The following is a 23,929-nucleotide window of genomic DNA, read 5'->3' on the forward strand; positions in this document are numbered from 1 at the left end:
TCAAGGACATCACCTGATGAGCAAGACGTACGACACCAAGCAGTTCTTCACCTACCTCGGATACCCGAGCGGCGACCAGCCCTACTGGTGCAAGGATCTGCGTAGCCTCTCCGTCTACTGCCGCGGCGACCGGGCCAACCTCGAGGCCCTTCTCGAGCCCACTCCGTTCGAACTCGCCGACGACCGATTCGTCGTGCAGATCGCGGACTTCGGCAACGCCACCCCGGGGGCCTTCTACGACTCGGGCGTCGTCATCCCGGTCCGATACCGCAACCACCGCGGGGTGAACTACTTCTTCGAGTACGAGGACCAGCCCTGGAGCGTCGCCTTCGGCCGGGAGGTCTGGGGCTACCCCAAGCAGTACGCCGAGATCACCCTGACCGACACCGCCGAATCCGTCTCCGGCACCGTCCACCGCTCCGGCAAGCTGATCTTCGGCATCTCGATGACTCCCCAGGAGGGCTACGACAACGCGGCCTGGGCAGACATGTCCACGTACCCGCACCTTCAGGTCCACGCCCTGCCCGAGGCCAACGGACCAGGCTTCCGCGTCTTCGAGATCATCTCCCGGGACACATCCAGCGACTTCGTCCTGAACCGCAAGAGCTTCGGCCCCGCGAACGTCGAACTCACCGACACGCTCTCGGTCAATGGCGTCGAACTGAAGGTGGTGGAGGTTCTCGGCGGCGAATTCTCCGTCGGGGACTACGCCTGCACCGTGGCGAACGGGATCTCGACGGTGATCGACGACCTCCTCGGCAGTCCGCCCGGTGTCGAGGAAGCCGAGCGGCCGTAGCCGTCCGGTAGCTTGCCAGAAAACGGGGCCGCTGCGCACGCGCGGCGGAGAATGTGGGGGAGGAGCAGCATGTTGTCGGAGTATGCCGGAAAGGGCGCGCTCGTCGGCGTCGACCAGACGGGTAACGCCCTGCTGAGCGAATCGGCCTACGCCCGACTGTGCTCCCGACTCGTCCGCGCCGAGATCATGCCCGGAGACAAACTCGTCGAGAGTGCACTGCGGGCTGATCTCGGCCTCGGCCTTTCCCCGGTACGGGAGGCGATCCGCCGGCTGGAGTTCGAAAAGCTGGTCGTCATCTACCCGCGCAGCGGCACCTACGCCACCGAGATCGCTCTCAAGGACTCCCGCTCGGTCATGGAACTGAGACTCGAGCTGGAATCCCTCGCCACGATGCTGGCCTGCAGCCGCGGCTCGAAAGCCGAGAAGGAACAACTCGTCGCGCTCGCCGAGGAACAGGCGCAGACCACCGACCTGCAACGGTGCATCGACCTGGATGCCGCAGTCCACGAGAGCATCTACCGGATGAGCCGCAACGAATACCTTGTCGCGACCGCCCGGGTGTACTTCAACCTGGCCCTACGGCAGTGGTACTTCTGCTCGAAGGTGGTCACCACCCCCGACTGGACCGGGGTGGACCACCGCTCCATGGCGGCAGCTGTGGCCGCCGAGGACGTCGCGACCGCGACCGAGCAGATGCGTGAGCACGTCCGCCACGACTCCCAGCAGGTCTTCGAGATCCTCACCAACTACGGCCTGTAGCCGCCTCGCCAGCCGTTCACGGGCTGCCAGAAAGGACCTTGTCAGTGACCTCGGCCCCCCTGAGCTCTCTATTCACCCTGGACGGCGCACGAGCTCTGGTCACCGGCGCCCACGGCGGTCTCGGCCGCGCGCAGGCCCTTGCGCTCGGGCAGGCCGGCGCCGAGATCATCGCGACGGACCTGACCACCGACCGCGCGGAGCAGGCGTGCGCCTACCTCGAACAGCATGGCCTCCACGCGGCTCCGCTGTCGCTGGACGTCACCTCGGTCGACAGCATCGAGGCCGCGTTCGACGACCTTGAGCGGCGGCGCAGCGTCCCGGACGTGGTCGTGAACAATGCCGGCGTATCGCTGCGCAACACCGCGCTGGACGCGACCCCGGATCAGTTCGATCTGACCCTGGCAGTGAACCTACGCGGCACGTACTTCGTGGCCCAGCGTGCCGCGCGGGCCATGCGTCCACGCGGCGGGGGCCGGATCATCAACCTCTCCTCCATCGGAGGCCTCGTCGTCGACGGTGAACGGTCTTCGGTGTACGACGCGTCGAAGGCGGCCGTTGTGCAGTTGACGAAGAACCTCGCCTACGAGTGGGGCAGGTACGGGATCCGCGTGAACTCCATCGCGCCGGGCTACATGCGAACCGAGATGACCGCCGACCTCCTGCCCACGAAGGCTGTCGAGGATGAGCTGGTGACCAGGCACATACCCCTTGGACGAGTCGGCGAACCGGCGGACCTCGCGGGCGCCGTCGTTTTCCTCGCCTCGGACGCCTCCTCGTATGTCACGGGCCACACGCTCACCGTGGACGGTGGCTGGGTCGTCGCCATGTAGATGGCAGCCTCGGCCGAACCCGCCTCACCCCTCATCCGGGTCGTGGTCAATGCCGCAATCACGGACGCCAGCGCCGACCTGCCCGCCGCGCTGCGCGACTCCTCGGCCACGTCACCGCCCTCGACTTCGGCGAGACCACCCGCAGCGAGGAGGACGCCCAGCACCTCCGCCGCCGAGTCTGGTGCGACGGTCGGCTCGATGGCGGCCGGCGTTGCCGACGACGCGACGGGCACCCCGGATCGTGCGGGACTGCGGGGCAGGGCTGACACCGGTGGCGTCCGAGGATGCTCGACGCCGAAGATCTTCTGGCCGACTTCACGCCTTCTCAGCCGTACACGATGGAAGCCGCAGCTGGCGCTCCCGGCACGCCCGGCGTGCTCGTGGTCCTCGACGGCGGCACGGTCGTCTACGTCGGCTACACCGGGAATCTGCGCAATCGCCTGCGGCAGCACCTGACCGGCAACCGGGACTCGTCGGTGCTGCACGAGCAGGTTGGCCAGCTCCTCGACAATCCCGGTGACGAGGCGTCCGCCGCGGACATCGCTGACTGGCTTGGCCGGTGCGAGGTCCGTTGGCAGGAGACCGACAACCCGGAGGGAACGAAGGAAGCCCTGGTCCTGGCCCTCAGCCCCCGCTTTAACCGTCAGGTGCCAAAGCCGCGCCGGTAGGAAGGCGGCGGCTCCTGTCGGTGCCGGACTCGATCCGGCGTTCTGGTGACAGTTGACGAGGCAGCAGGGGCACGGGGCGGGCCGGACGAATTGGCGGGCCGCGACGCCGATCTCGGCGTCGCGGCCCGCCTTTCCTCACGGTCCCTTCACCACGGCTCGACCATGGTCAAGCCGCAGATCACGGCCTACTTCCCGTTGTTCGGCACCGGCTGCATGACGGTCAGCGTCATGCTGTTGTTCTTGTAGGACACCCGGAACAGGTAACCGCCCACGTTCAGGGCCCGGTTCTCGGGCAGCGCGTGGAAGGCGCCCTCGATCGAGCTACCGCTCATGATCGTGAACACGGTGCCCGGGGTCAGCTTGCCCCGCACGTCCAGGTCCAGCTCGCCGTCCAGCACCAGCTTGCCCGCCGCCCGGACGCTCGTGTAGTCCCGGTCGCCGGAGATCGTGACGGCGACGCGACCCTGCCTGCCGACGGTCACGTTCCCGCCGACGTTCAGGACGTTGCCCGCGGAGTTGCCGGTGAGCTGCGCGGCCTCGTCGGACGCGAGCCCGGGCCGCAGCATGCCGCTGGTGACGGTCACGCTGTCACCCACGCTGCCACTGCCGCCGAGCGTGCCGCCCTTGACGTCGATCGAGCTTGCGTGCGAGCCGGTGATCGAAAGCTTACCGCCTTCAACCGTCGTGCCGCCCTCGTAGGTGGCGTTGCCCGTCATGATCAGCGTCCCGGGGCCTTGCTTGGTCAGAGAAGCCGTGTAGAGGTTGTTGTCGATGTTGTTCTGAATGTAGGCCGCGCGCTCGTCCATCCATTCCTTGCGCCACTTGACGGCGTCCTCATAGGTGATCTTGTCGTACAACTCGGGATGGCCGTTAGTGATAGCTTGGATGTGAGGATCACCCAAAATGCCCTGAAGCATGAAGGCCTGTTCGTCAAGCGTGCCGTCCGGGTTCAGCACGTTGGGGCTGAATTCACCGGCGTAGGCAATGCCGTGCTTCTTGTAGCCCGCCAGCCACTCCAGATCTTCCCTTTCCCTTTCCTTGATCGCGATCTGGCTGATGTCGTTCGACCAGACGTCCAAGGGCGCTTTATCCATGTTGTAGGTCATGGGGCTCAGGAGCTGGCCGGGGCCGTACATGCCCTTGGCCAGATCGGGAATCCCCCAGCCCCAGCGTTCGTCCGGAAGACCGTCGGGAGCGGTCCAGGCGATGGATGCCCCGGAGGGGGAGGTTTGCCCGGTGCCGAGGAATCTCACGCCGTCGGACATCTTGTTGTTCGCCGTGGTGAACATCAGCTCACGCACCTGCTTGGCGTCCATGTTCGGATAGCGGGAGAGCAGAACCCCCATCACCGCTGTCGCAACGGGCGTTGCCGGTGACGTGCCGCTTGAGTTTGAATAGTTAGTGTCACCAGCGCTGCTCGTGGTCCGAACGTTGCTTGAGGGGGTAGACACGTTCCACCATTTGGCGAGCCCCGCCTCGTTATACCCGAAGTGCTTTGTGTATTCGGGATTGGTCGCAGTGGGCGGTTGCACCCCGCCGACGGCTATCCACTGCTTTTCCGCCAAGGGATTGAAGAGGGGATACGCCGGGCGAAAATACGGGTTGCTCCAGTCGTTGTTGCCGGCCGACCTTGCGTTGACGGTACCGCTATCCTTGATGGCGTCCCAGATGGCGTCCATAAAGGAACGTCCGGGGTGGTTCGGATTGTATTGAATGCCGCCTTCCGAATAGCTTTTCTTGAAGAAGAAATACTGGTACTCCAGATCCTTCAGGTGCTCGTTGGGGATAATGGTCGCCATTGCCGTGGCGCTGGCGCTGTCTTTGCCATTCAGTTGGTAAGCGTTGGCGCGGTTGCCGTTGACTCCAAGGTCGTTTCCTAAGCCGTCATAGCGGGCTCTGTCAAGGGTTTGGACATATGAGCCCCAGCTGCTGTTGATGACCTGGGCGCCTGCGTCGACCAGGGCCTTATTGGCTGTATACCAGTACACGTAATCGTGGAAGGGGCCGTGGGACTGGCTATCGGAACCGCCGGTCTTGGCAACATACATCTTCGACCCGAAGGCGATGCCGTGCTGGTCGATACCATCGCGCATGCCGGAGGTAACCCCAAGCATACCGGTCCCGTGCGAGTAGTCACTTGGTCTCGCCTGATCACCGGCCACAGTGAACCACTCGCCGGCAGTAAAAGGGTTCGTCGGGGTCGCGCCACGATACCCGTAACCGGACGTGCCGTAGACTCCCTCCCCTGTCACCGGATCGATCAGCTCGGTCTGAAATGCTTCGTGTGTAGGCCTGTAGCCCGAATCCATCATGCCCAGCGTGACGCCCTGCCCGCAGTACCCCAGGGCGTAGGCGGTGGACGCGTTTACCGCGGTGAGCTGCCATGGGGAATTGACCGCTGTGCCAGGAGTAGAAGGATTATGGCCGGTATAATAACCATATTCCGGCGTTTCCCAACTGGCTTTAGCGGCATCTAGTTCCCCTGGACTCTTGGCGACAAAGCCGGGGTCTTCCGGGTACGACCACTGCGCGCAGTCTTCCGGGTACGACCGCTGCGCGCTGGCCGGGCGTTCGTCGGCCCCCGGCCGGGCCAGGGCGCCGGTCGCCGGCAGGCCGGTGGCTACCACCGCCAAGGCCAGCACCGAGCCGCGCCAGGCAAACTTCCCTCTTCGCATCTGCGTGCTCCTTCTCCCACACCACCCGTCGACCAGCGGCTCGAGGTCCCTCGTCGGCATAGACACGGGCCAGTCGCCACAACGGTCGAACCGAACCTACGGACCGACGTGCGGCAGGTCATCGGCCACCTGTGGAAGATGGCCGCCGTCGGCTCCTACGCCTGTCGCACGGTCGCCGCCGGCGCTGGACCGCGAGCCGACCCGATTCTCGTTTGCGACGACCGGATCGTCGATTCAGCAGCGATCGGTCATTGACAGAGCACAGAACGTGCGTTCAGGCAGCTCGTCTCGTTGCCCTCGTAGGCGGTAAGCCATGCGCGGTACGGGTTGTAGCCGGGATCCCCTCGCCAGCGTCTAGTCCAGCCAGATGACGATGCCGGTCAGGCGGTTGAGTACGGCCGCGACGCCGGCCCGGACGGCGCGGCCGGCGCGCTCGGGGGTGAAGGTGGCGGGGTCGTACGTTGAGGACATGCCGAGTCCTTCGCCGCGGAACGACGCACCCGTCCAGTCGGCGGCGGTGACATTCGCGGTGGGTTCGGCCAGTTCGGCGCCGACCACGAGGAACTGTTGGTCGAGGTGGTGGGGTGTGACGAGGGCCATCGGGTCGACGAGGTCGTTGCCGGCGCTGATGATGAGGTCGGGTGCCAGGTCGATTGCTTTGCTGATCTGCGGAATGAACTGATCGGGCTCAGTGGCGGTGATGGTTTTGAGGCTGGCCTGCTCGTCCTCGGCCCACTGCGTCACGGCGTTCACCAGCGTCCTGGTCTGCGGGTCGTCGCCTGCGGTGAGCAGCACCACCCGGTAGCCCTTCGACGGACGGACCCCGTCCCAGGAGCCGGGCCGTGGCGTGATCGTCGCCTCCGGGGCGGGCGGTGCGGCCGGGTCGAAGAACCCCGGGCCGAGAGTGCCGACGGCGGTGGGCTTCGGGTGCGGCCGGGACCAGTCGTCGCCGGAGCTGCATCCGGTGATCAGTACGGCGGTCGCTACTGCCGCGGCCAGCGTGCCGGCGGGCAGAAGGCGGGAGCGCATGGAGACCGTCCTCGAGGTGGCGGTAGGTGCGCCCTACTTCCTACCCGACGGCCGGGCGTTTGCGAATGCGCAGGCCAGCTCGGTCGGGTGGGTTTCGTCGCTGGTTTGCGCGCAGGCTGCCGTTCGTTCATCTGAGCCGAGCAGATTTCGGTCGCCAACCGAAGAGGAGTCACATGCCCCACGCCGCTCGATGGCGCGCTGGTGTCGTCGTTGCGGCCCTAGCCGTCGGCGTCCTGCTCAGTGCCGCGCCCGCCCTTGCCCACGGCTTCAGCTCGACCGCGTACGTCGACCTCACCTCGCCCGAGACCGGGCACGTCCGCGCCGAGCTCGGGCTGGAGTACGACCTGCTCGTCGTCTCCGCTGCCGACTACGAGAAGGATGATCAGCTCTTCCGGGCGGGCACCGCGGCGTTCGAGGACGGCGATGCGGCGGAGCAGGCCGCCGCGCTCGACGCCCACGCCGACACGGTGGTCGCGTACGTGACCGAGCGTTTCGGCGTCACGACCGAGGGCACGGCGTGCACCCCGGTCCGCGACGGCGACTTCACCGTCGAGAAACGCGAGGCTGTCCCGTACGCGCTGCTGGTTCTCGACTACCGGTGCCCGGAGTCAGCGGGAGCGCACGAGGTCCGCAGCGGGCTGTTCCCGGACTCCGAGGGCTATGTGCGCGACACCAAGACGATCGTCACCTACGACCTCGACCTGAAGTCGGGAAGCACCGCCCTCGACGCCGAGCATCGGTCGTTCTCCACGCAACAGTCCTGGTCCGAGCGGTTCTGGGAGTTCTTCCGGCTCGGAGCCGAGCACCTGCTCACCGGGCTCGACCACATCCTGTTCCTGCTGGCGCTCATCGTGGGGTCCCGCCGCCTGCGCGAGATCGTGCTGGCGGCGACGACCTTCACGCTGGCCCACTCGGTGACCTTCATCCTGGCCGCCCTCGGCCTCGTTCAGCTGCCCGCGTCGTTCGTCGAGCCCGTCATCGCCCTCTCGATCGCGGCCGTCGCCGGTTGGCATCTGTGGCGGATCTGGCGGCGCCGGTCGCACGCCGCGGATCTCGAGTCGGCCGGTCGCAGTCACCTCAGTCTGGACCGTGCGGGCTGGGGACGGCTCGCGGTGGTGTTCGGTTTCGGCCTCGTGCACGGACTCGGCTTCGCCGCGGCACTCGGGATCGACCAGGCCTTCTCGTGGACGCTGCTGTGGTCGCTGCTCGTCTTCAACGTGGGCATCGAGGTCGTCCAGCTGACGATCATCGTGGTCGTCTTCCCGCTGCTCGCCCTGCTGCGCCGCCACAGCCCGGCCGCAGGGGTGTGGACGACCGGGGCGATCGCGGCGGGGGTGTCCGTAATGGGCCTGGTGTGGTTCGTACAGCGGGTCGTCGGAATCTGATTGCCCGGGACAACTTCCGCCAGGCGCAACAGTCCGCCTGCCCGAGGTTCACCTGGCAGACACCGGTTTCCGCGAGCTTGACCAAGGCTTTTCAACACTCCCTCGAATCAGAACGGATGGAATCTGATGAGGCTCGATTGGACACAAGGCCGCGGGGTTGCGCGCCGCCGGGTGGCCGGGGGCGCCAGCGCGGCGGTCCTCGGCGTCGCCGCGGTGCTCGGCAGCGGCCTGGCGTCGGCGGCCCACGCTGCCGATGTCGCGGCGCCCACCGGCATCGTCCTCGGCGTAGGCGCCAGCGAATCGCAGCGCGTCGTGTCGTGGTACTCCTCGACCGGCACCCCACAGATCGTCGAGGTCGCGCCGGCTTCCCAGCTCGTCAACGGCGAGTTCCCCGCGAACTCCGTCACCTTCTCGGCCAGCGTCGCCGCGAACAGCGTCAACGGCGGCTACAACGGCCACGCCACGATCGACAGCCTGCAGGAGAACACCACGTACTCCTACCGGGTCGGCGCGGCGGGCGGCTGGTCCCCGACGTACTCCTTCAAGACCCAGGCCTTCAAGGGCGACTTCGACTTCCTGTTCTTCGGCGACCCGCAGATCGGTTCGTCCGGCAACGTGGCCAAGGACGGTGAGGGGTGGCAGGACACGCTGAAGGTCGCCGCCGCTGCCAACCCGAACGCCGAGCTGCTGGTCTCCGGTGGTGACCAGGTCGAGACCGCCAACACCGAGACGCAGTGGAACGCCTTCCTCGCGCCCGACGAGCTGCGTCAGTACCCGTGGGCCGCCACCATCGGCAACCACGACGTCGGCGGCAAGGCCTACGAGCAGCACTTCTGGACCCCGAACACCGACCGTTCCACGCCGTTCTACAACGGCAGCGCGACGACCCGGTCCGGCGGTGACTACTGGTACACCTACAAGGGCGTCCTGTTCATCGACCTCAACAGCAACGCGTACGCCAACGGCTCGGACGAGGCGCACATCGGCTACATCACCGACGTGATCAAGGCGCACGGCGCCGACGCCAAGTACACGGTGCTCGTGTACCACCACGCGATCTACTCGCCGGCCGCCCACGCGAACGACAGCGACAACAAGAAGCGCCGTCAGGACTTCCCGACCGCCTTCTCGAAGCTCGGCGTCGACCTGGTCCTGCAGGGCCACGACCACAGCTACTCCCGCAGCTACGCACTCAAGAACGGTCAGAAGTCGCACCCGGATGAGCAGCCCGGCGCCGAGCAGGTGGCCCAGGGCCCCGGGGGTGTCATCTACGTGACGGCGAACTCCGCGTCAGGTTCGAAGTACTACGACCTCACCGCTCCCGTCCCGGGCTCGGACTTCGGCCCCGACCCGCTGAACCCCGACAACCACTACGCCAACTCGGTAGAGAACCAGGAGCACGTCCGCACCTACGTGAAGGTCCAGGTGCGCGACAACAAGCTCATCGTCGAGAACATCCGCAGCAGCACCTGCGACGGGCCCAACGCCGCCGTGGAACTGGGCAAGGTGAAGTGGTGCGGCCCGAACAACGGCACCAGCCCCGCTCAGCCGGTCGGATCCACCGCCGACAAGGTGGTCATCCACCCGTACCGCGGCAAGGGCTGGGACAAGCGGGCCGACGTGGCCCGGACGACCCCGTCCGCGTGGGTTGAGCAGACGACCGAGGGTGGCGCCGGGACCACGCTCACCGCGCTGAGCTGATCCGGTCCGCTCCACCCGGTGGGGTGGGCACCGTCGGGTGCCCACCCCACCGCACGTGTTCCATCCCGCCGCTCCCAGACCGTCCGAGGATCATCAGATGCACCTGCCCAAACCGCGTACGACCGCAGCAGTCCTCGCCCAGGCCACTGTCGTGGTGCTGCTCGCCGCGTTCGGCTTCCTCGCAGTGGGGGCCGGACCTGCCGCCGCGGCGGACGGCGACGTCTCCTGGGCGGTCAGGACGGCCTCCAACAACTTCGGGTCCGGCCGGCAGAACTACACCTACACCCTCAACCCCGGCGGGCAGCTCAAGGACGCTCTCGTCGTCGTCAACCACGGCGCCACGCCGCTCAACCTGGCCGTGTACGCCGCCGACGGGTTCACCACCAAGGAGGGCCAGCTCGACCTGGTCACCCAGGACGCCAAGTCGACAGGGATCGGTGCATGGGTCCACACGGATCGCCCCGACGTGACGGTCGGGCCCGGCCAGTCGGTTGAGGTGCCGTTCCAGCTCACCCTTCCGGACAACGCCGCGCCCGGCGACTACCTGGGCGGCGTCGTCACCTCGCTGACGCAAGCCAGCAAAGCGGATGGGACGAATGTGGCCCGCCGTGTGGGCATTCGGATCCGCCTGCGGGTGGGTGGAGCGCTCAAGCCGAGCCTGTCGGTGGAGGATCTGCAGGTGCGCTACTCGGGCACGCCCAATCCGTTCGGGAAGGGTGACGCCGCCGTCACGTACACGATCCGCAACACGGGCAACGCCATCGTCACCGCTCGGCAGGCAGTGTCCATCTCCGGCCCCTTCGGGGGCCTGAACGTCCGCGCGGGGCAGATCGAGGACTCGCCCCCGCTGCTCCCAGGTGACACCTGGAAGGTCTCCGTGCCGCTACCAGGAGTGGCACCCGCGGTGAAGCTGACGGGGACCGTCACCCTCGTCCCACTGCTCACCGACGCGTCGGGCTCGATCGCTCCGCTCGCCACCGTCGAGGCCACGACGCACGCCTGGGCCCTCCCCTGGCTACTGCTGCTCCTTCTCGCAGTCCTCTCCGGGCTCCTCGTCGTCACGGCTCTGGTTTCTCGCCGCTGGCGGGCCAAGCTCCGCGAGAACGTCCCAATCCACAAGCCCGCCGAACATTCGGTGTCTCCACTTGATGTCTGACACTCCAACGAACTGTTGGTGGGGGGCAGGCAAGCATCGGTCTACGGATCAGAAGGTTAGGGGTTCGAGTCCCTTCGGGCGCGGCGTCGACTGGGTCACCGCCAACGCCCGCGGGACGCGGGCGCTGGTCAACATGGGTGTCGGCAGCAGCCCCAGCACCCCACTCGACAACGCCGTGACGAACTCGATCAACTCGGGTATCCCGTACGTCGTTCCGTCGGGTTCGTCGGCCGCCAGCGCCTGCACCTACTCACCCGGCCGGGTGCCGGCCGCCGTCACCGTGGCTGGCACCACGATCACCGACGCTAAGATGAGCTCGGCGAACTACGGCAGCTGCCTGGACATCTTCGCGCCGGGCGAGAACATCACCACCACGGCGATCGCCTCCGACACCAGCTGTTGAGCAGCAGTTCGATGGCCTCCGCGCACGTCGCCGGCTGCATCGCCGTGGTGGCCGAGGCGAACCCCCTGTGGACCGTCGGCCAGGCGGCCAACCATGTCCTCGCCACCGCGACCACCGGCCTCGTGACCAGCCCGGGAGCCGGGTCGCCGAACCGACTGCTCTACTGCGCCCCCTGACCGGCCGCGTCGAGGGTGCCCACCGGCCCGGGGAGCGACGGCTCCCCGGGCCGGGCCCGGCGTCAGTTCCAGGGGTTGGCGGGCTGGTCGTTGATACTGGTCCAGAAACGACCGGCCGGCAGGTTGCCGGAGGCCCAGAGGGACCAGCCGCCACCGTCGTGGAACTCCGCCATCCGCCACCCGCTGCCGAACTGCGCCGCGCAGATCGCGTCGGCCGCCGCGAGGCTGGTCAGCTGGGCGCCCGGGATGGCCGGGGTGACCGCGACGGCGCCGCCGGCCCACCTGCCGAAGCCCGTGGTGGGGATGCCGGCGGGCGCCGGCCGGCCGTCGATGCGGATGCACAGCACCGGCAGGGACGCGGTGGCGGGCGTGTCCCCGGTGTACGCGTTGGTGGTGGCGTCCCGACCCACCTGCACGACGCCGTCGCTGCGTTGGGTCAGCCGCGCCCAGGTCATCCCGGCGTGGGTGGCCGGCGGCGCGCCGACGAACAGCAGCCGGTTGGCCGAGCCGGGGCCCGGGTTGCTCACCTTGTTGGGCGTCGCGTTGGCGTACAGTGCGCTGGCCACCGCCCCGGGTGACGCGCTCGGGTTCCGCTGCAGGTAGAGGGCGGCGGCGCCGGCCACCAGCGGCGCGGAGAACGAGGTGCCGCTGACGGTGTTGTACTGGTTGTCGGCGTCCAGCCAGGCCGTGCGTACGCCGTATCCAGGGGCGAACATGTCGACCTTGCCGTAGTTGCCGAAGCTGGCCCTGGTGTCGCTGCCGTCGGTGGCGCTGACCGAGATGACGCCGCCGGCCCGGGCCGGGCTGGACCGGTCGGCGTTGTGGTTCTCGTTGCCGGCGGCGGCGACCACGGTCACCCCGCGGCTGATGGCGAACTTGGCGGCCCGGTCCGTCGGGCTGGACAGCCGCAGCCAGCGCCGCCAGAAGCCCGGCGGGACGCCGTAGCTGACGTTGGCGACCGAGGGGCCGGAGTGGTGGACGGCGACCCAGTTGAGGCCCGCGACGATCGTCGAGTTGAAGACCGAGACGAGCGGGTTGTACGCGTTGCCGCGGCAGCCCGCGATCCGTACCGAGATCAGGGTCGCGCCGGGGGCGACGCCGACGGTTGCGCCTCCGGCGGCGCTGCCGACCGCGGTGCCGTGTCCGTTGCAGTCGTCACGCTGGCCGAGGAACCGGATGAAGTCCACGGCCTGGCTGGCCCGGCCGCCGAACTCCTGGTGGCTGGGCCGGAATCCGGTGTCCAAAATGTAGATCTTGACGCCGGCTCCCGTCACGCCGCCCCCCGTGTACGGGGCGTAGTCGAGTGGCAGGTTGCGCTGGTCCACGCGGTCGACCGCCCAGGAATACTCGCTCGGCTGCCCGTAGGTGTCCTGCTCGACCGACTCGACCCGAGAGTCGAGGCTCATCGCCTGGGCCTGAGCGTCGCTGGCGGTGAAGCTGAACATGCCCGATTCCATCGTGTCGATGATCGTGCCGCCGTAGCCGGCCACCAGACTGGCCGCGATGCCGGCCACGTCCTCGGGGGCGGTGGACTCGGGAAGCATCGCGATGAACTGTCCCGGTACGGGTGCCTCGGAGGTGAGGAACTTCGGCTGCGGAACGCTGGTCGGCAGGTCGCCCGCGGAGTTCCACGGGTTGGCCGGCTGGTCGTTGATCGCGGTCCAGAACCGGGTGCCGGCCGGGATCGCGCCGCTGGCCCAGAAGGTCCAGCCGCCGCCGTCGTGGAACTCCGCCAGCCGCCAGCCCGCGCCGAACGTCTCCGCGCAGATCGTGTCGCCCTGGGCCTGCGAGGTCAGCACCAGCCCGGGGATCTGCGGGGTGACCTGCACCGCGCCGGCGGCCCAGCCGCTGTAGGCATCGGTCACCACGTCCGGCGGCTTGGGTCGGCCGTCGACGAGCAGGCAGAGGATGGCCCGGGGCTGGTCGACGGCGGTGTCGCCGGCGTACGGGTTGGTCTGCGCGTCCGAGCCGACGTGGACCGAGCCACCCTGCTGGCCGAGGACCGTCCAGGTCATCCCGGTCCGCACCGACGAGGCGGCCGAGGCTGGGCCGGGGACCGCGAGGCCGGCCAGCACCATGAGGGCAGCCGCGCTGCCGGCACGCCATTTCCAGAGACGTCTCGTCACCTGTCACGTCCTTTCCGGGACATGGATAGGAGGGGGATCCACGGTCACCGAGGCCGGGGGTCAGGAATATAACAATGGATCTGGTCGATATCCATTGTGGGTTTTGACTCCTTGCACTCTGGTCGTTGAAGCGGAAACCTCGGCAAATCGAGCGATGTGGCGGCAAAGGCGGACCATGAATTCATCCACCGATTCGGATTCAATTAGTCAACTTCGCGCCCGGTTCGGCGGATCCCTTCTGACCTGCCCTTTTTCGGCCAGGTTCGGGCAACACAACTGACTGTCCGATAGTCGACACGATCACCGGCGGTCCGCCTGTTTCGGCCGGTAGCAGGTCCTGTCACGGTCGGTCACCAGGGCCGCCCGCGCCCCGTTCTCGCAGGCATCTATTCCTGCCGATGGCGCTCGCCTACCTTCCACGGCAGAGGTTGCGTCTTGGGGGAGGCACCATGTCAGGACCACTCGGCCGCCGCAGCATCCGATCGAGGGTCTGGGCCGGGGCCCGGCTGCGGTTCACCGCGACCGTCGGTGCGCTGACCCTGCTGCTGGCCTTCGGCGTCCGGGCGGACCTGCCGGACATCGTCCCGGCCTCGGTCTCCTGCGACTCGGTCGGCTACGCCTACGACGCCGCCGGCCAGTTGGCCGGCGTGCAGGACCAGGCCGGCCGCACCGCCCACTACCGGTACGACCCCACCGGCAACATCACCTCCGTCAGCAACGACGGCAGCCCGGCCCTCGCCCTGGTTTCCGTCGTGCCGCCCCGGGCGGCGGTCGGCGCCGAGGTGACCCTGCAGGGCGGCTGCTTCTCCGACGTGGCGAGCGAGAACACCGTCGAGTTCAACGGCGTCCCGGCCACGGTCACCTCGGCCAGCGGCCGGCGCCTGGTCGCCCGGGTCCCCGCCGGGGCGACCACCGGCCTGATCACCGTCTCCGTCGGCGGGGCCACCGCGACCAGCCCGCAGTCCTTCGTGGTCGCTGGCCCGGACGAGTCCGCGCCCACCGTCACCGGCGTCGCCCCGACCGTGGTGGTGCCCGGCGGCACGGTCACCGTCACCGGCACCGGCTTCGCCGCCGACGCCGCCGACAACGCCGTCACCCTGAACCGCACCCGGGCCTTCACCTCGGCCGTCGGCGCGGGCAGCCTGACCGTCCAGGTGCCCGCCGGCGCCGGTTCCGGCCGGATCGGGGTACGCACCCGCCACGGCAGCGGTGACGGGGCCGCCGACGTCTTCGTCGCGCCCGCCCCGTACACGGTCGCCGACGTGGTGCACACCTCCCGGGTCGCGCTCGGCGGCACCAGCGCGGTGTCGATCCCCAGCGCCGGCGACATCGCGCTGGTCGTGTTCGACCTGACCGAGGGGCAGCAGGCCAGCGTCCAGCTCGCAAACGGCACCTTCGGCTCCTGCGGCATATCCACCGCGAAGGTCCTCGACCCGTTCGGGCGTACCGCGGCCTCGTCCGGCTGCGTCGGCGCCGCCGGCTTCATCGACACGGTGACAGCCCGCACCGCCGGCACCTACACGCTGCTGCTGGCCGCGTCGAGCTCGGCCACCGGCTCGATCGCCGCGACCGTGCGGGAGGTGCCGGCCGACGCCACGGCGCCCACCACCCCGGGCGGAGACGCGGTCACCGTCGCCACCACCGTGCCCGGCCAGAACGCCGCCGTCACCTTTCCCGGCAGCACCGGCCAGCGGGTCTCAGTCAAGCTGAGCGGCGGCACGTACGGCACCTACAACGCCGCGGTCACGCTGCGCAAGCCGGGCGGCGGCACCGTCGTCTCCAACGGCTCCTGCGGCAGCGCCTGCTTCCTCGACACCACGGTGCTGCCCACCGACGGCACCTACACCCTCGTCGTGGACCCGCAGTCCACCTCGACCGGGACCATCACCGTCCAGGTGTACGACGTGCCCGCCGACGCCACGGCGACCGCGAGCCCCGGCGGAGCGCCGGTCAGCGTCGCCACGACGGTGCCGGGCCAGAACAGCGTCGTCTCGTTTCCCGGCACGGCCGGCCAGCGGGTCCTCGTCCACCTGACCGGCGGCACCTACGGCACCTACAACGCCTCGGCGATCGTGCGCAGGCCGGACGGGTCGAACCTGACCGGCAGCGCCTACTGCGGCAGCTCCTGCATCTTCGACACTACCGTGCTGCCGGTCGACGGCACGTACACCATCCTGGTCAACCCCGACGCGGCCTACACCGGCGCGGTCACCGCGCAGGTGTACGACGTGCCGGCGGACGCGACCGTGGACGCCACGCCCGGCGGCGGGCCGGTGACCGTGGCCACCACGGTCGGGCAGAACGGGCTGATCTCGTTCCCCGGCACCGCCGGGCAGCGGGTCTCGGTGCAGTTCAGCGCGGGCACCTACGGGACGTACAACGCGTCGGCGGTGATCCGTAAGCCGGACGGATCCAACCTGCTCGGCAGCGGCTACTGCGGCGCGTCGTGTTTCTTCGACACGGTGACGCTGCCCGTCGACGGCACGTACACGATCGTGCTCAACCCGGACGGCGTCTACCGGGGCCAGGTCACCGCGCAGATCCACGTGGTGCCGCCGGATGCCACGGCCACCGCCAGCCCGGGCGGCGCCGCCGTCACCGTGACCACCACCGTGCCCGGCCAGAACGCCGCGATCTCCTTCGCCGGCACCGCCGGGCAGCGGGTCTCGGTGCAGTTCAGCGCCGGCACCTACGGGACGTACAACGCGTCGGCGGTGATCCGTAAGCCGGACGGGTCCAACCTGACCGGCAGCGCCTACTGCGGCGCGTCCTGCTTCTTCGACACCATCGTGCTGCCGGTCGACGGCACGTACACCGTCTACCTCAACCCCGACACCACCTACGTCGGCGAGGCCACCGCGCAGATCCACGACGTCCCCGCCGACGCCTCGGCGACCACCAGCCCGGGCGGCGCCGCGGTCACCGTGACCACCACGGTGCCGGGCCAGAACGCCGTCGTCTCGTTCCCGGGCACCGCCGGACAGAGCGTCTCGGTCACCCTGGCCAACGGCACCTTCGGCACCTACAACGCCGCCGTCACGCTGCGCGCCCCGGACGGCACCACCGTCGTCAGTGAGAGCTACTGCGGCACGAGCTGCTCGTTCAACGCCGTCACCCTCCCGAGCACCGGCACCTACACGGTGTTCGTCAACCCGACCGGCACCACGCTCGGCGCGATCACCGCCCGGGTGTACGACCTGCCCAACGACGCCGTCGCCAACACCACCGCGGGCGGTGCGGCCGTGACGGTGACGACCACCGTCCCCGGCCAGAACGCGGTGGTGTCGTTCCCGGGCGTGTCGGGTCAGCGGGTCGCGGTGCAGCTCTCCGGCGGCACGTTCGGGTCGTCGGAGGCGACGGTGACGCTGCGCCGGCCGGACGGCACGTCGATCCTGTCGAACACGTCCTGCGGGACGTCGTGCTTCCTCGACACCACCACCCTGCCGGCGAACGGCACGTACACGGTGCTGGTCGACCCGAGGGGCACGGTCGTCGGCAGCATCACGGTCAAGGTGCACGATGTGCCGGCCGACGCCGCGACCACCGCCACCCCGGGTGGCGCGGCCGTGACGGTGACGACCACGGTCCCCGGCCAGAACGGGGTGGTGTCGTTCCCGGGCGTGTCGGGTCAGCGGGTCGCGGTGCAGCTCTCCGGCGGCACGTTCGGGTCGTCGGAGGCGACGGTGACGCTGCGCCGGCCGGACGGCACGTCGATCCTGTCGAACACGTCCTGCGGGACGTCGTGCTTCCTCGACACCACCGCCCTCCCGGCGGACGGCACCTACACCGTCCTGGTCGACGGCCGGACGACCGCCATCGGCGCACTCACCGTCCGGGTGTACGACGTGCCGGCCGATCGCACCGCCGCGACGACCCCCGGCGGGGCCGCGGTCACCGTGACCACCACCGTCCCGGGCCAGAACGCCGTGGTGTCGTTCCCGGCGACCGCCGGGCAGGTCGTCACCATCAACCTCTCCGCCGGCGCCTTCGGCGGCGGCAACGCGGCGGTGTCCCTGCGCGCCCCCAACGGCAGCACCGTCGCCAGCACCTCGTCCTGCGCCACGAGCTGCTCGTTCAGCTCCCTGACGCTCGCCGCCGCCGGCACCTACACCGTGCTGGTCGACCCGGCCGCGGCGGCCGTCGGCAGCCTGACCGTCCAGGTGTTCGACGTGCCACCGGACGCCACCGTGAGCACCACCCCGGGCGGCGACCCGGTCACCGTCACCACCACCGTGCCGGGGCAGAACGGCGTGGTGTCGTTCCCCGGCACCGCCGGCCAGCGGATCCTGGTCCAGGGCAACGGCGGCACCTACGGCACCTACAACGCCACCGGGATCGTGCGCAAGCCGGACGGGTCGAACCTGACCGGCAGCGCGTACTGCGGCACCTCGTGCCTGTTCGACACCGTGGTGCTGCCGGTCACCGGCACCTACAGTCTGCTGCTCGACCCGTCCGGCACCTACACCGGCGCGCTCACCGTCCGGGTCTACGACGTGCCGGCCGACGCCACCGCCAGCACCACCCCGGGCGGTGCCGCCGTCACCCTCACCACCACTGTCGGCCAGAACGCGGTGCTGTCGTTCGCCGGCACGGCCGGCCAGCGGATCGTGGTGCAGGGGACCGGTGGCACGTACGGGACATACAACGCGTCGGCGATCGTGCGCAAGCCGGACGGGTCGAACCTGACCGGCAGCGCCTACTGCGGCGCATCCTGCTTCTTCGACGTCACCACGCTGCCGGTCACCGGGACGTACACCATCCTGCTGAACCCCGACGCGGCCTACACCGGCGCGGTCACGCTGCGGGTCTACGACGTGCCCGCCGACGCCGCGGCGACCGCGACCATCGGCGGTCCGGCCGTCCCGGTCACCACCACGGCACCCGGCCAGAACGCGGTGCTGTCGTTCGCCGGCACGGCCGGCCAGCGGATCGTGGTGCAGGGGACCGGTGGCACGTACGGGACGTACAACGCGTCGGCGATTGTGCGCAAGCCGGACGGGTCGAACCTGACCGGCAGCGCCTACTGCGGCGCATCCTGCTTCTTCGACGTCACCACCCTGCCGGTGACCGGCACGTACACCATCCTGCTTAACCCGGACGGCATGTACACCGGCACCGTCACCCTCCGGCTGTACGACGTGCCGGCCGACGCCACCGCGACCGCCGTCGTCGGCGGCAGCCCGGTCACCCTCACCACCACCGGCCCCGGCCAGAACGCGGTGCTGTCCTTCGCCGGCAGCGCCGGCCAGCGGATCTCGGTCCAGGGCAGCGGTGGCACGTACGGGACGTACAACGCGTCGGCGATTGTGCGCAAGCCGGACGGGTCGAACCTGACCGGCAGCGCCTACTGCGGCGCGACCTGCTTCTTCGACGTCACCACCCTGCCGGTGACCGGGACGTACACCATCCTGCTGAACCCGGACAGCATGTACACCGGCTCCGTCACCCTCCAGGTGTACGAGGTGCCGGCCGACGCGACCGCCGCCGCCACCCCGGGCGGCCCGGCGGTCACCCTGACCACCACCGTGCCCGGCCAGAACGCGGCGCTCACCTTCCCCGGCACCGCCGGTCAGGTGGTCACCGTGGTCATGACCGCCGGCACCTTCGGCCGTTACAACGCCTCGGCGATCATCCGCAAGCCGGACGGGTCGAACCTCGGCAGCAGCGCGTACTGCGGCGACACCTGCACCTTCACCTCGGTCACCCTGCCGGCCACCGGTACGTACACCGTCTTCGTCGACCCGTCGTCCACCACCATCGGGGCGCTGACCGGCGAGGTCCGGCTGCCCGCCGGGGCCGCCGCGAAGACCACGCCAGCCCCGCCGGCCGCCCGGACCGTCGCCGACGTGACCGAGACCTGGACGCCGGACCGGTTCAACCTCGCCGGCGAGGACTGGGCCAGCCACCGCACCGGCGCGTACGGCCACCTCCAGCCGGCGCTGCGTGCCCCGGTGGGGGCGACCGCGCTCGCTGGGCAGGCCCTGCTGCTCAACGGCAAGCCGCTGGCCGACGTCACCCTCTCGGTCGGCCGGCGCAGCACCCGCACCGACGCCACCGGCCGCTTCCTGCTCACCGGGCTCACCGCCGGGCACCACGTCCTGGTCATCGATGGCGCGACCGCGAGCAGCCCGGGCCGCGCCTTCGGCCGCTTCGAGACCGGCGTGGACCTGCGGGCCGGGGAGACGGTCGAGCTGTCCTACCCCATCTGGATGACCCGCCTCGACACCGCCCACAGCGTCCGCTTCCCGTCGCCCACCCGGAAACAGACCGTCCTCACCACCCCGGCGATCCCCGGCTTCGAGGTGCGGCTGCCCAAGGGCGCGGTGATCCGCGACCGGGCCGGCAAGCGGGTCACCGAGCTGTCCATCACCGCCCTGCCGGTGGACCAGCCGCCGTTCCCGCTCCCGGCCGGCGTGCGCACCCCGGTCTACTTCACCGTCCAGCCCGGCGGCTCGGTGATCCTGCCCGAGGGCGCGCAGATCATCTACCCGAACACCCAGGGCCTCGCGCCCGGCAGCCGGCTCGACTTCTGGGACTACGACCCGGGCCGGGTGCCGTGCACCAAGACGCCCGTCAAGTCGTACCCGAAGAAGCCGGGCAAGGCGGGCAAGGCACCCGCGGTCTGCGCGGTGACCGGCGCGGAGGCCGGCTGGTACATCTACGGCCACGGCACCGTCACCCCCGACGGCAAGCAGATCGTGCCCGACCCCGACGTGCGGGTCTGGGAGTTCACCGGCGCGATGTTCAACGGCAGCGGCAAGCGGCCCGCCGGGAGCGGCCCCGGCGAGGACGGCGACTCCGGCGGCGACCCCGTCGACCTGGCCAGCGGCCTCTTCGTCGACGAGCACACCGACCTCGTGGTCAACGACGTCCTGCCGATCGCGATCACCCGCACCTACCGGCAGAACGACACCCAGAACCGCGAGTTCGGCATCGGCGCCAACTTCACCTACGGCATCTTCATCTACTCGGAGCGGCAGTACAGCGAGGCCGACCTGGTCTTCCCGGACAGCGGCAAGGTCCACATGGACCGGATCAGCCCCGGGACGGGCTGGACCGATGCCGTGTTCAAGGCCGTCGACACCACCGGGCCGTTCCGGGACGCCGTGATGACCTGGAACGGCAACGGCTGGGACCTCGTCCGCACCGACGGGATGACCTACGTCTTCGGCGAGAACGCGCCGTTGCAGTCCATCCGGGACCGGCACGGCAACCAGATCACCCTCACCCGGTCCAGCGGCGGACAGTCCGGCGACATCACCCAGATCACCTCGCCCAACGGCCGCTGGATCAAGCTCGCCTACACCAGCGGCCGGGTCACCCGGGCCCAGGACAACGCGGGCCGGGTGGTGCAGTACGGCTACGACAGCTCCGGCCGGCTGACCACGGTCACCTCGCCGGGCGGGCGCACCACCACGTACACGTACGACACCGCCAACCGGATGACGACCGTCACCGACGCCCGGGGCGTCACCTACCTCACCAACACCTACGACACCGCCGGCCGGGTGGCGACCCAGACCCTGCCCGACGGCGTCACCTACCAGTTCGCGTACATCACCGACGCGGGCGGCAAGGTGGTGAAGACGGCGGTCACCGAGCCGGACGGCCAGGTCCGGGAGACCAGCTTCGACACGAACGGCCGGGTGGTCACCGAGACCACGGCGGCCGGCACCGCCCAGGCCCGGACCGCCACCACCGAGCGCGACCCGGTCACCCACCTGCCCACCGCGCTGGTCGACCCGTACGGGCGGCGGACAGCCCTCGGCTATGACGCGAACGGGCAGCTCACCTCGCTCACCGCGCTCGCCGGCACCGCCGCCGCCCAGGCCGCCACGGTCACCTCCGGCGGGCCCTACCGGCAACTCACCTCGGTCAGCGACGACCAGGGCCGCACCACCCGGATGACGTACGACGACCGCGGCAACCTCACCGCCGCCACCGACGCCGCCGGCCGCACCCGCCGCTACGCCTACAACGCCGCCGGCCAGGTCACCTCATTCACCGACCCGCTGGGCAACACCACCCACTACACCTACGAGAACGGTGACCTCGTCGCGGTGACCGACCCGCTGGGCCGCACCACGCGCAGCTTCGTCGACGCCGTCGGCCGCCCGGTCGCGGTCACCGACCCGACCGGCGTCCAGGAGTACGTCCGCTACGACCCCGACAACCAGATCGCCACCAGCACCGATGGCCTCGGCCGGGCCACCAGCTACGAGTACGACGGCAACGGCAACCTGACGACGGTCACCGACGCCCGGGGCAACCGCACCACCGTCGCGTACGACCAGTCCGACCGGCCCGTCACCGTCACCGACCCGCTTGGCAAGCAGGCCCGGCAGACGTACGACGTACTCGGCCGGGCGGTCTCCGCCACCGACCGGCGTGGCATCACCACCGTCACCGAGTACGACACGCTGGGCCGCACCACCTTCATCGGGTACGGCGCGTCCACCGGCGGCGGCTACGAGAGCACCAAACGGTTCGGCTACGACGGCCTGGACCGGCTCACCACCATCGACGACTCGGCCGGCGGGCTGCTCACCCTCGGCTGGAACGACCTCGACCAGGTGGTCAGCGTGACCGGCCCGGCCGGCACCGTCGGCTACTCCTACGACGCCGCCGGCCGCCGCTCCGGGATGACCGTGCCCGGGCAGCCGGCGATCTCCTACCAGTACGACCAGACCGGGCTGATCGAGCAGATCACCCAGGGCGGCACCACCGCCAGTTGGCACCGGGACGCCGCCGGCCGCACCGACCGGGTCGAGCAGGCCGGTGTGGTCACCCGGTACGCGTACGACGCGGCGTCGCAGCTCACCGGGATGTCGTACCAGACCACCGGCGGGGTGCCGATCGGCAACCTCGGCTACTCGTATGACGGCGCCGGCCGGGTGCTCGGCCTCACCGGCAGCCTCGCCACCGTCACCATCCCCAGCACCGGTCCACCCGCCAGCTACGACGCCGCGAACCGGCTGACCAGCCGCGGCGACCGGACGTTCAGCTACGACGACGAGGGCAACCTGACCGGCGACGGGGTGCTCGGCTACACCTGGAACGCCCGGGGCGAGCTGGCCGGCGTCACCGGCCCCGGCCTAGCCGTCTCGTACGGCTACGACGCGGCCGGGCGGCTGGCCGGCCGGACCGCCGGCGGGACCACCACCACCCACCTCTACGACGGCCCCAACCTGATCCGGGAGCTCACCGGCGCGACCGCCGTCGACCGGCTCACCGCCGGGCTCGACCAGACGCTGGTCCGCACCGACTCCGCCGGCGCCCGGGTGCCGGTCACCGACGCTCTCGGCAGCGTCCTGGGCCTGGCCGACGCCGCCGGCACGCTGACCACGCAGTACCAGTACGACCCGTTCGGCGCCGCCACCGCCAGCGGCGCGGCCAACGGCAACACGCAGCAGTTCACCGGCCGTGAGCGCGACCCCGACACCGGGCTGTCCTACCACCGGGCCCGCTGGTACAGCCCGGACACGGGCCGCTTCCTCAGCCAGGACCCGGCCGGCTTCGGCGGCGGCAGCACCAACCTCTACAGCTACGCCCTCAACGACCCGGTCAACCTCTCCGACCCCAACGGCGACTGTCCCATCTGCATTCCGATCCTGGTCGGGGCGCTGATCGGCGGTGCCTCCTCGGTCGGCATCGGCGCCGGCATCGCGGCGCTGACCGGTCGCAAGTACACGATGGGCGACGCCCTCAGGGACTTCGCGATCGGCGGCGCGCTGGGCGCCCTCAGCGGTGGCCTCGGGGCGGCCCTCAAGGCCGGCAGCTCGGTCTGGAAGCTCAACCAGTTCCAACGCGGCCTGGCCATCGAGGCGAAGCTCGGCGGCAACCTGCCACGCAGCTTCCCGACCATCGACCGGTTCGCCAACGGCACCGCGACCAGCATCAAGAGCGTCGACCTCTCCGCGAAGACATACCAGAGCGCCAGCCAGCTCACCAGCCGGCTCCAGGGCTATGTGGACAAGGCCGCCGGGTTCGCCAAGAACAACCCGGTCACCTGGGACGGCGTCACCATCCGGCCCGGTCAGGTCGCCGCCCGGGAACTGGAGATCGTCGTCCCCCGTGGGACGGCCACCGCCGCCCAACAGAACGTCCTCAACCAGATCGTCCAGTACGGCGCCGGCAAGGGGGTCACCGTCCGCGTCATCACCATGAGATAGGCCGGCGGGACGCCCCACGGGTATCCTGGGGCGTCCCCTCCCCACCGAGGACA

13 protein-coding genes are annotated in these 23,929 nt (G+C 69.8%); 10 read left to right on the forward strand and 3 right to left on the reverse strand.

The window, feature by feature from the left end; genetic code table 11:
* The first annotated feature begins 16 nt into the window (after nt 1-16).
* The 4 genes from ABZ783_RS13185 to ABZ783_RS13200 all read left to right on the forward strand — a co-directional run bounded on the left by ABZ783_RS13185 (nt 17) and on the right by ABZ783_RS13200 (nt 3,053).
* Nucleotides 17-796 carry an acetoacetate decarboxylase family protein gene (locus ABZ783_RS13185; protein WP_357437032.1) on the forward strand — a complete coding sequence of 260 codons (780 nt, stop codon included), beginning with the start codon at nt 17-19 and terminating at the stop codon, nt 794-796.
* Between the two features lie 69 nt (nt 797-865).
* Nucleotides 866-1,555, forward strand: coding sequence for a GntR family transcriptional regulator (locus tag ABZ783_RS13190; RefSeq protein WP_357437035.1), 690 nt, complete (start codon nt 866-868; stop codon nt 1,553-1,555).
* A gap of 44 nt (nt 1,556-1,599) precedes the next feature.
* Nucleotides 1,600-2,385, forward strand: coding sequence for a glucose 1-dehydrogenase (locus ABZ783_RS13195; protein ID WP_357437037.1), 786 nt, complete (start codon nt 1,600-1,602; stop codon nt 2,383-2,385).
* A 284-nt stretch (nt 2,386-2,669) separates the two neighbouring features.
* The gene (locus ABZ783_RS13200) at nt 2,670-3,053 is read left to right on the forward strand and encodes a GIY-YIG nuclease family protein (RefSeq protein ID WP_357437040.1); all 384 of its coding nucleotides are present in this window, start codon (nt 2,670-2,672) and stop codon (nt 3,051-3,053) included.
* Between the two features lie 185 nt (nt 3,054-3,238).
* Here ABZ783_RS13200 and ABZ783_RS13205 read toward each other — a convergent pair whose 3' ends face one another.
* Both ABZ783_RS13205 and ABZ783_RS13210 read right to left on the reverse strand, forming a co-directional pair.
* Nucleotides 3,239-5,728 carry a S8 family serine peptidase gene (locus tag ABZ783_RS13205; protein WP_357437043.1) on the reverse strand — a complete coding sequence of 830 codons (2,490 nt, stop codon included), beginning with the start codon at nt 5,726-5,728 and terminating at the stop codon, nt 3,239-3,241.
* Nucleotides 5,729-6,082: 354 nt separating this feature from the next.
* The gene (locus ABZ783_RS13210; protein ID WP_357437046.1) at nt 6,083-6,757 is read right to left on the reverse strand and encodes a hypothetical protein; all 675 of its coding nucleotides are present in this window, start codon (nt 6,755-6,757) and stop codon (nt 6,083-6,085) included.
* Nucleotides 6,758-6,930: 173 nt separating this feature from the next.
* Between ABZ783_RS13210 and ABZ783_RS13215 the strand changes: the two genes are divergently transcribed.
* The 5 genes from ABZ783_RS13215 (at nt 6,931) to ABZ783_RS13235 (ending at nt 11,578) form a co-directional block, all read left to right on the forward strand.
* Complete coding sequence (locus tag ABZ783_RS13215; RefSeq protein WP_357437049.1) at nt 6,931-8,142, forward strand: HupE/UreJ family protein; 1,212 nt, start codon at nt 6,931-6,933, stop codon at nt 8,140-8,142.
* 126 nt (nt 8,143-8,268) lie between these two features.
* Nucleotides 8,269-9,843, forward strand: coding sequence for a metallophosphoesterase family protein (locus ABZ783_RS13220; RefSeq protein ID WP_357437052.1), 1,575 nt, complete (start codon nt 8,269-8,271; stop codon nt 9,841-9,843).
* Nucleotides 9,844-9,940: 97 nt separating this feature from the next.
* Nucleotides 9,941-10,999: a DUF916 domain-containing protein gene (locus ABZ783_RS13225; protein WP_357437055.1), complete on the forward strand. Its 1,059-nt coding sequence runs from the start codon at nt 9,941-9,943 to the stop codon at nt 10,997-10,999.
* A gap of 133 nt (nt 11,000-11,132) precedes the next feature.
* Nucleotides 11,133-11,402: a hypothetical protein gene (locus ABZ783_RS13230; protein ID WP_357437057.1), complete on the forward strand. Its 270-nt coding sequence runs from the start codon at nt 11,133-11,135 to the stop codon at nt 11,400-11,402.
* A gap of 11 nt (nt 11,403-11,413) precedes the next feature.
* Entirely contained in the window at nt 11,414-11,578 is a 165-nt protein-coding gene (locus ABZ783_RS13235) for a hypothetical protein (RefSeq protein WP_357437058.1), read from the forward strand.
* 62 nt (nt 11,579-11,640) lie between these two features.
* Here the strand turns inward: ABZ783_RS13235 and ABZ783_RS13240 are convergent, their stop codons facing one another.
* Nucleotides 11,641-13,704, reverse strand: a complete 2,064-nt coding sequence (locus ABZ783_RS13240) for a S8 family peptidase (protein ID WP_357437061.1) — start codon at nt 13,702-13,704, stop codon at nt 11,641-11,643.
* Nucleotides 13,705-14,153: 449 nt separating this feature from the next.
* On the opposite strand from ABZ783_RS13240, the gene ABZ783_RS13245 reads away from it, so the two are divergent.
* The gene (locus tag ABZ783_RS13245) at nt 14,154-23,876 is read left to right on the forward strand and encodes an RHS repeat-associated core domain-containing protein (protein ID WP_357437064.1); all 9,723 of its coding nucleotides are present in this window, start codon (nt 14,154-14,156) and stop codon (nt 23,874-23,876) included.
* The last annotated feature ends 53 nt before the right edge of the window (nt 23,877-23,929 follow it).

The organism is Micromonospora sp. NPDC047738 (assembly GCF_040642675.1).
Lineage (GTDB): Bacteria > Actinomycetota > Actinomycetes > Mycobacteriales > Micromonosporaceae > Micromonospora.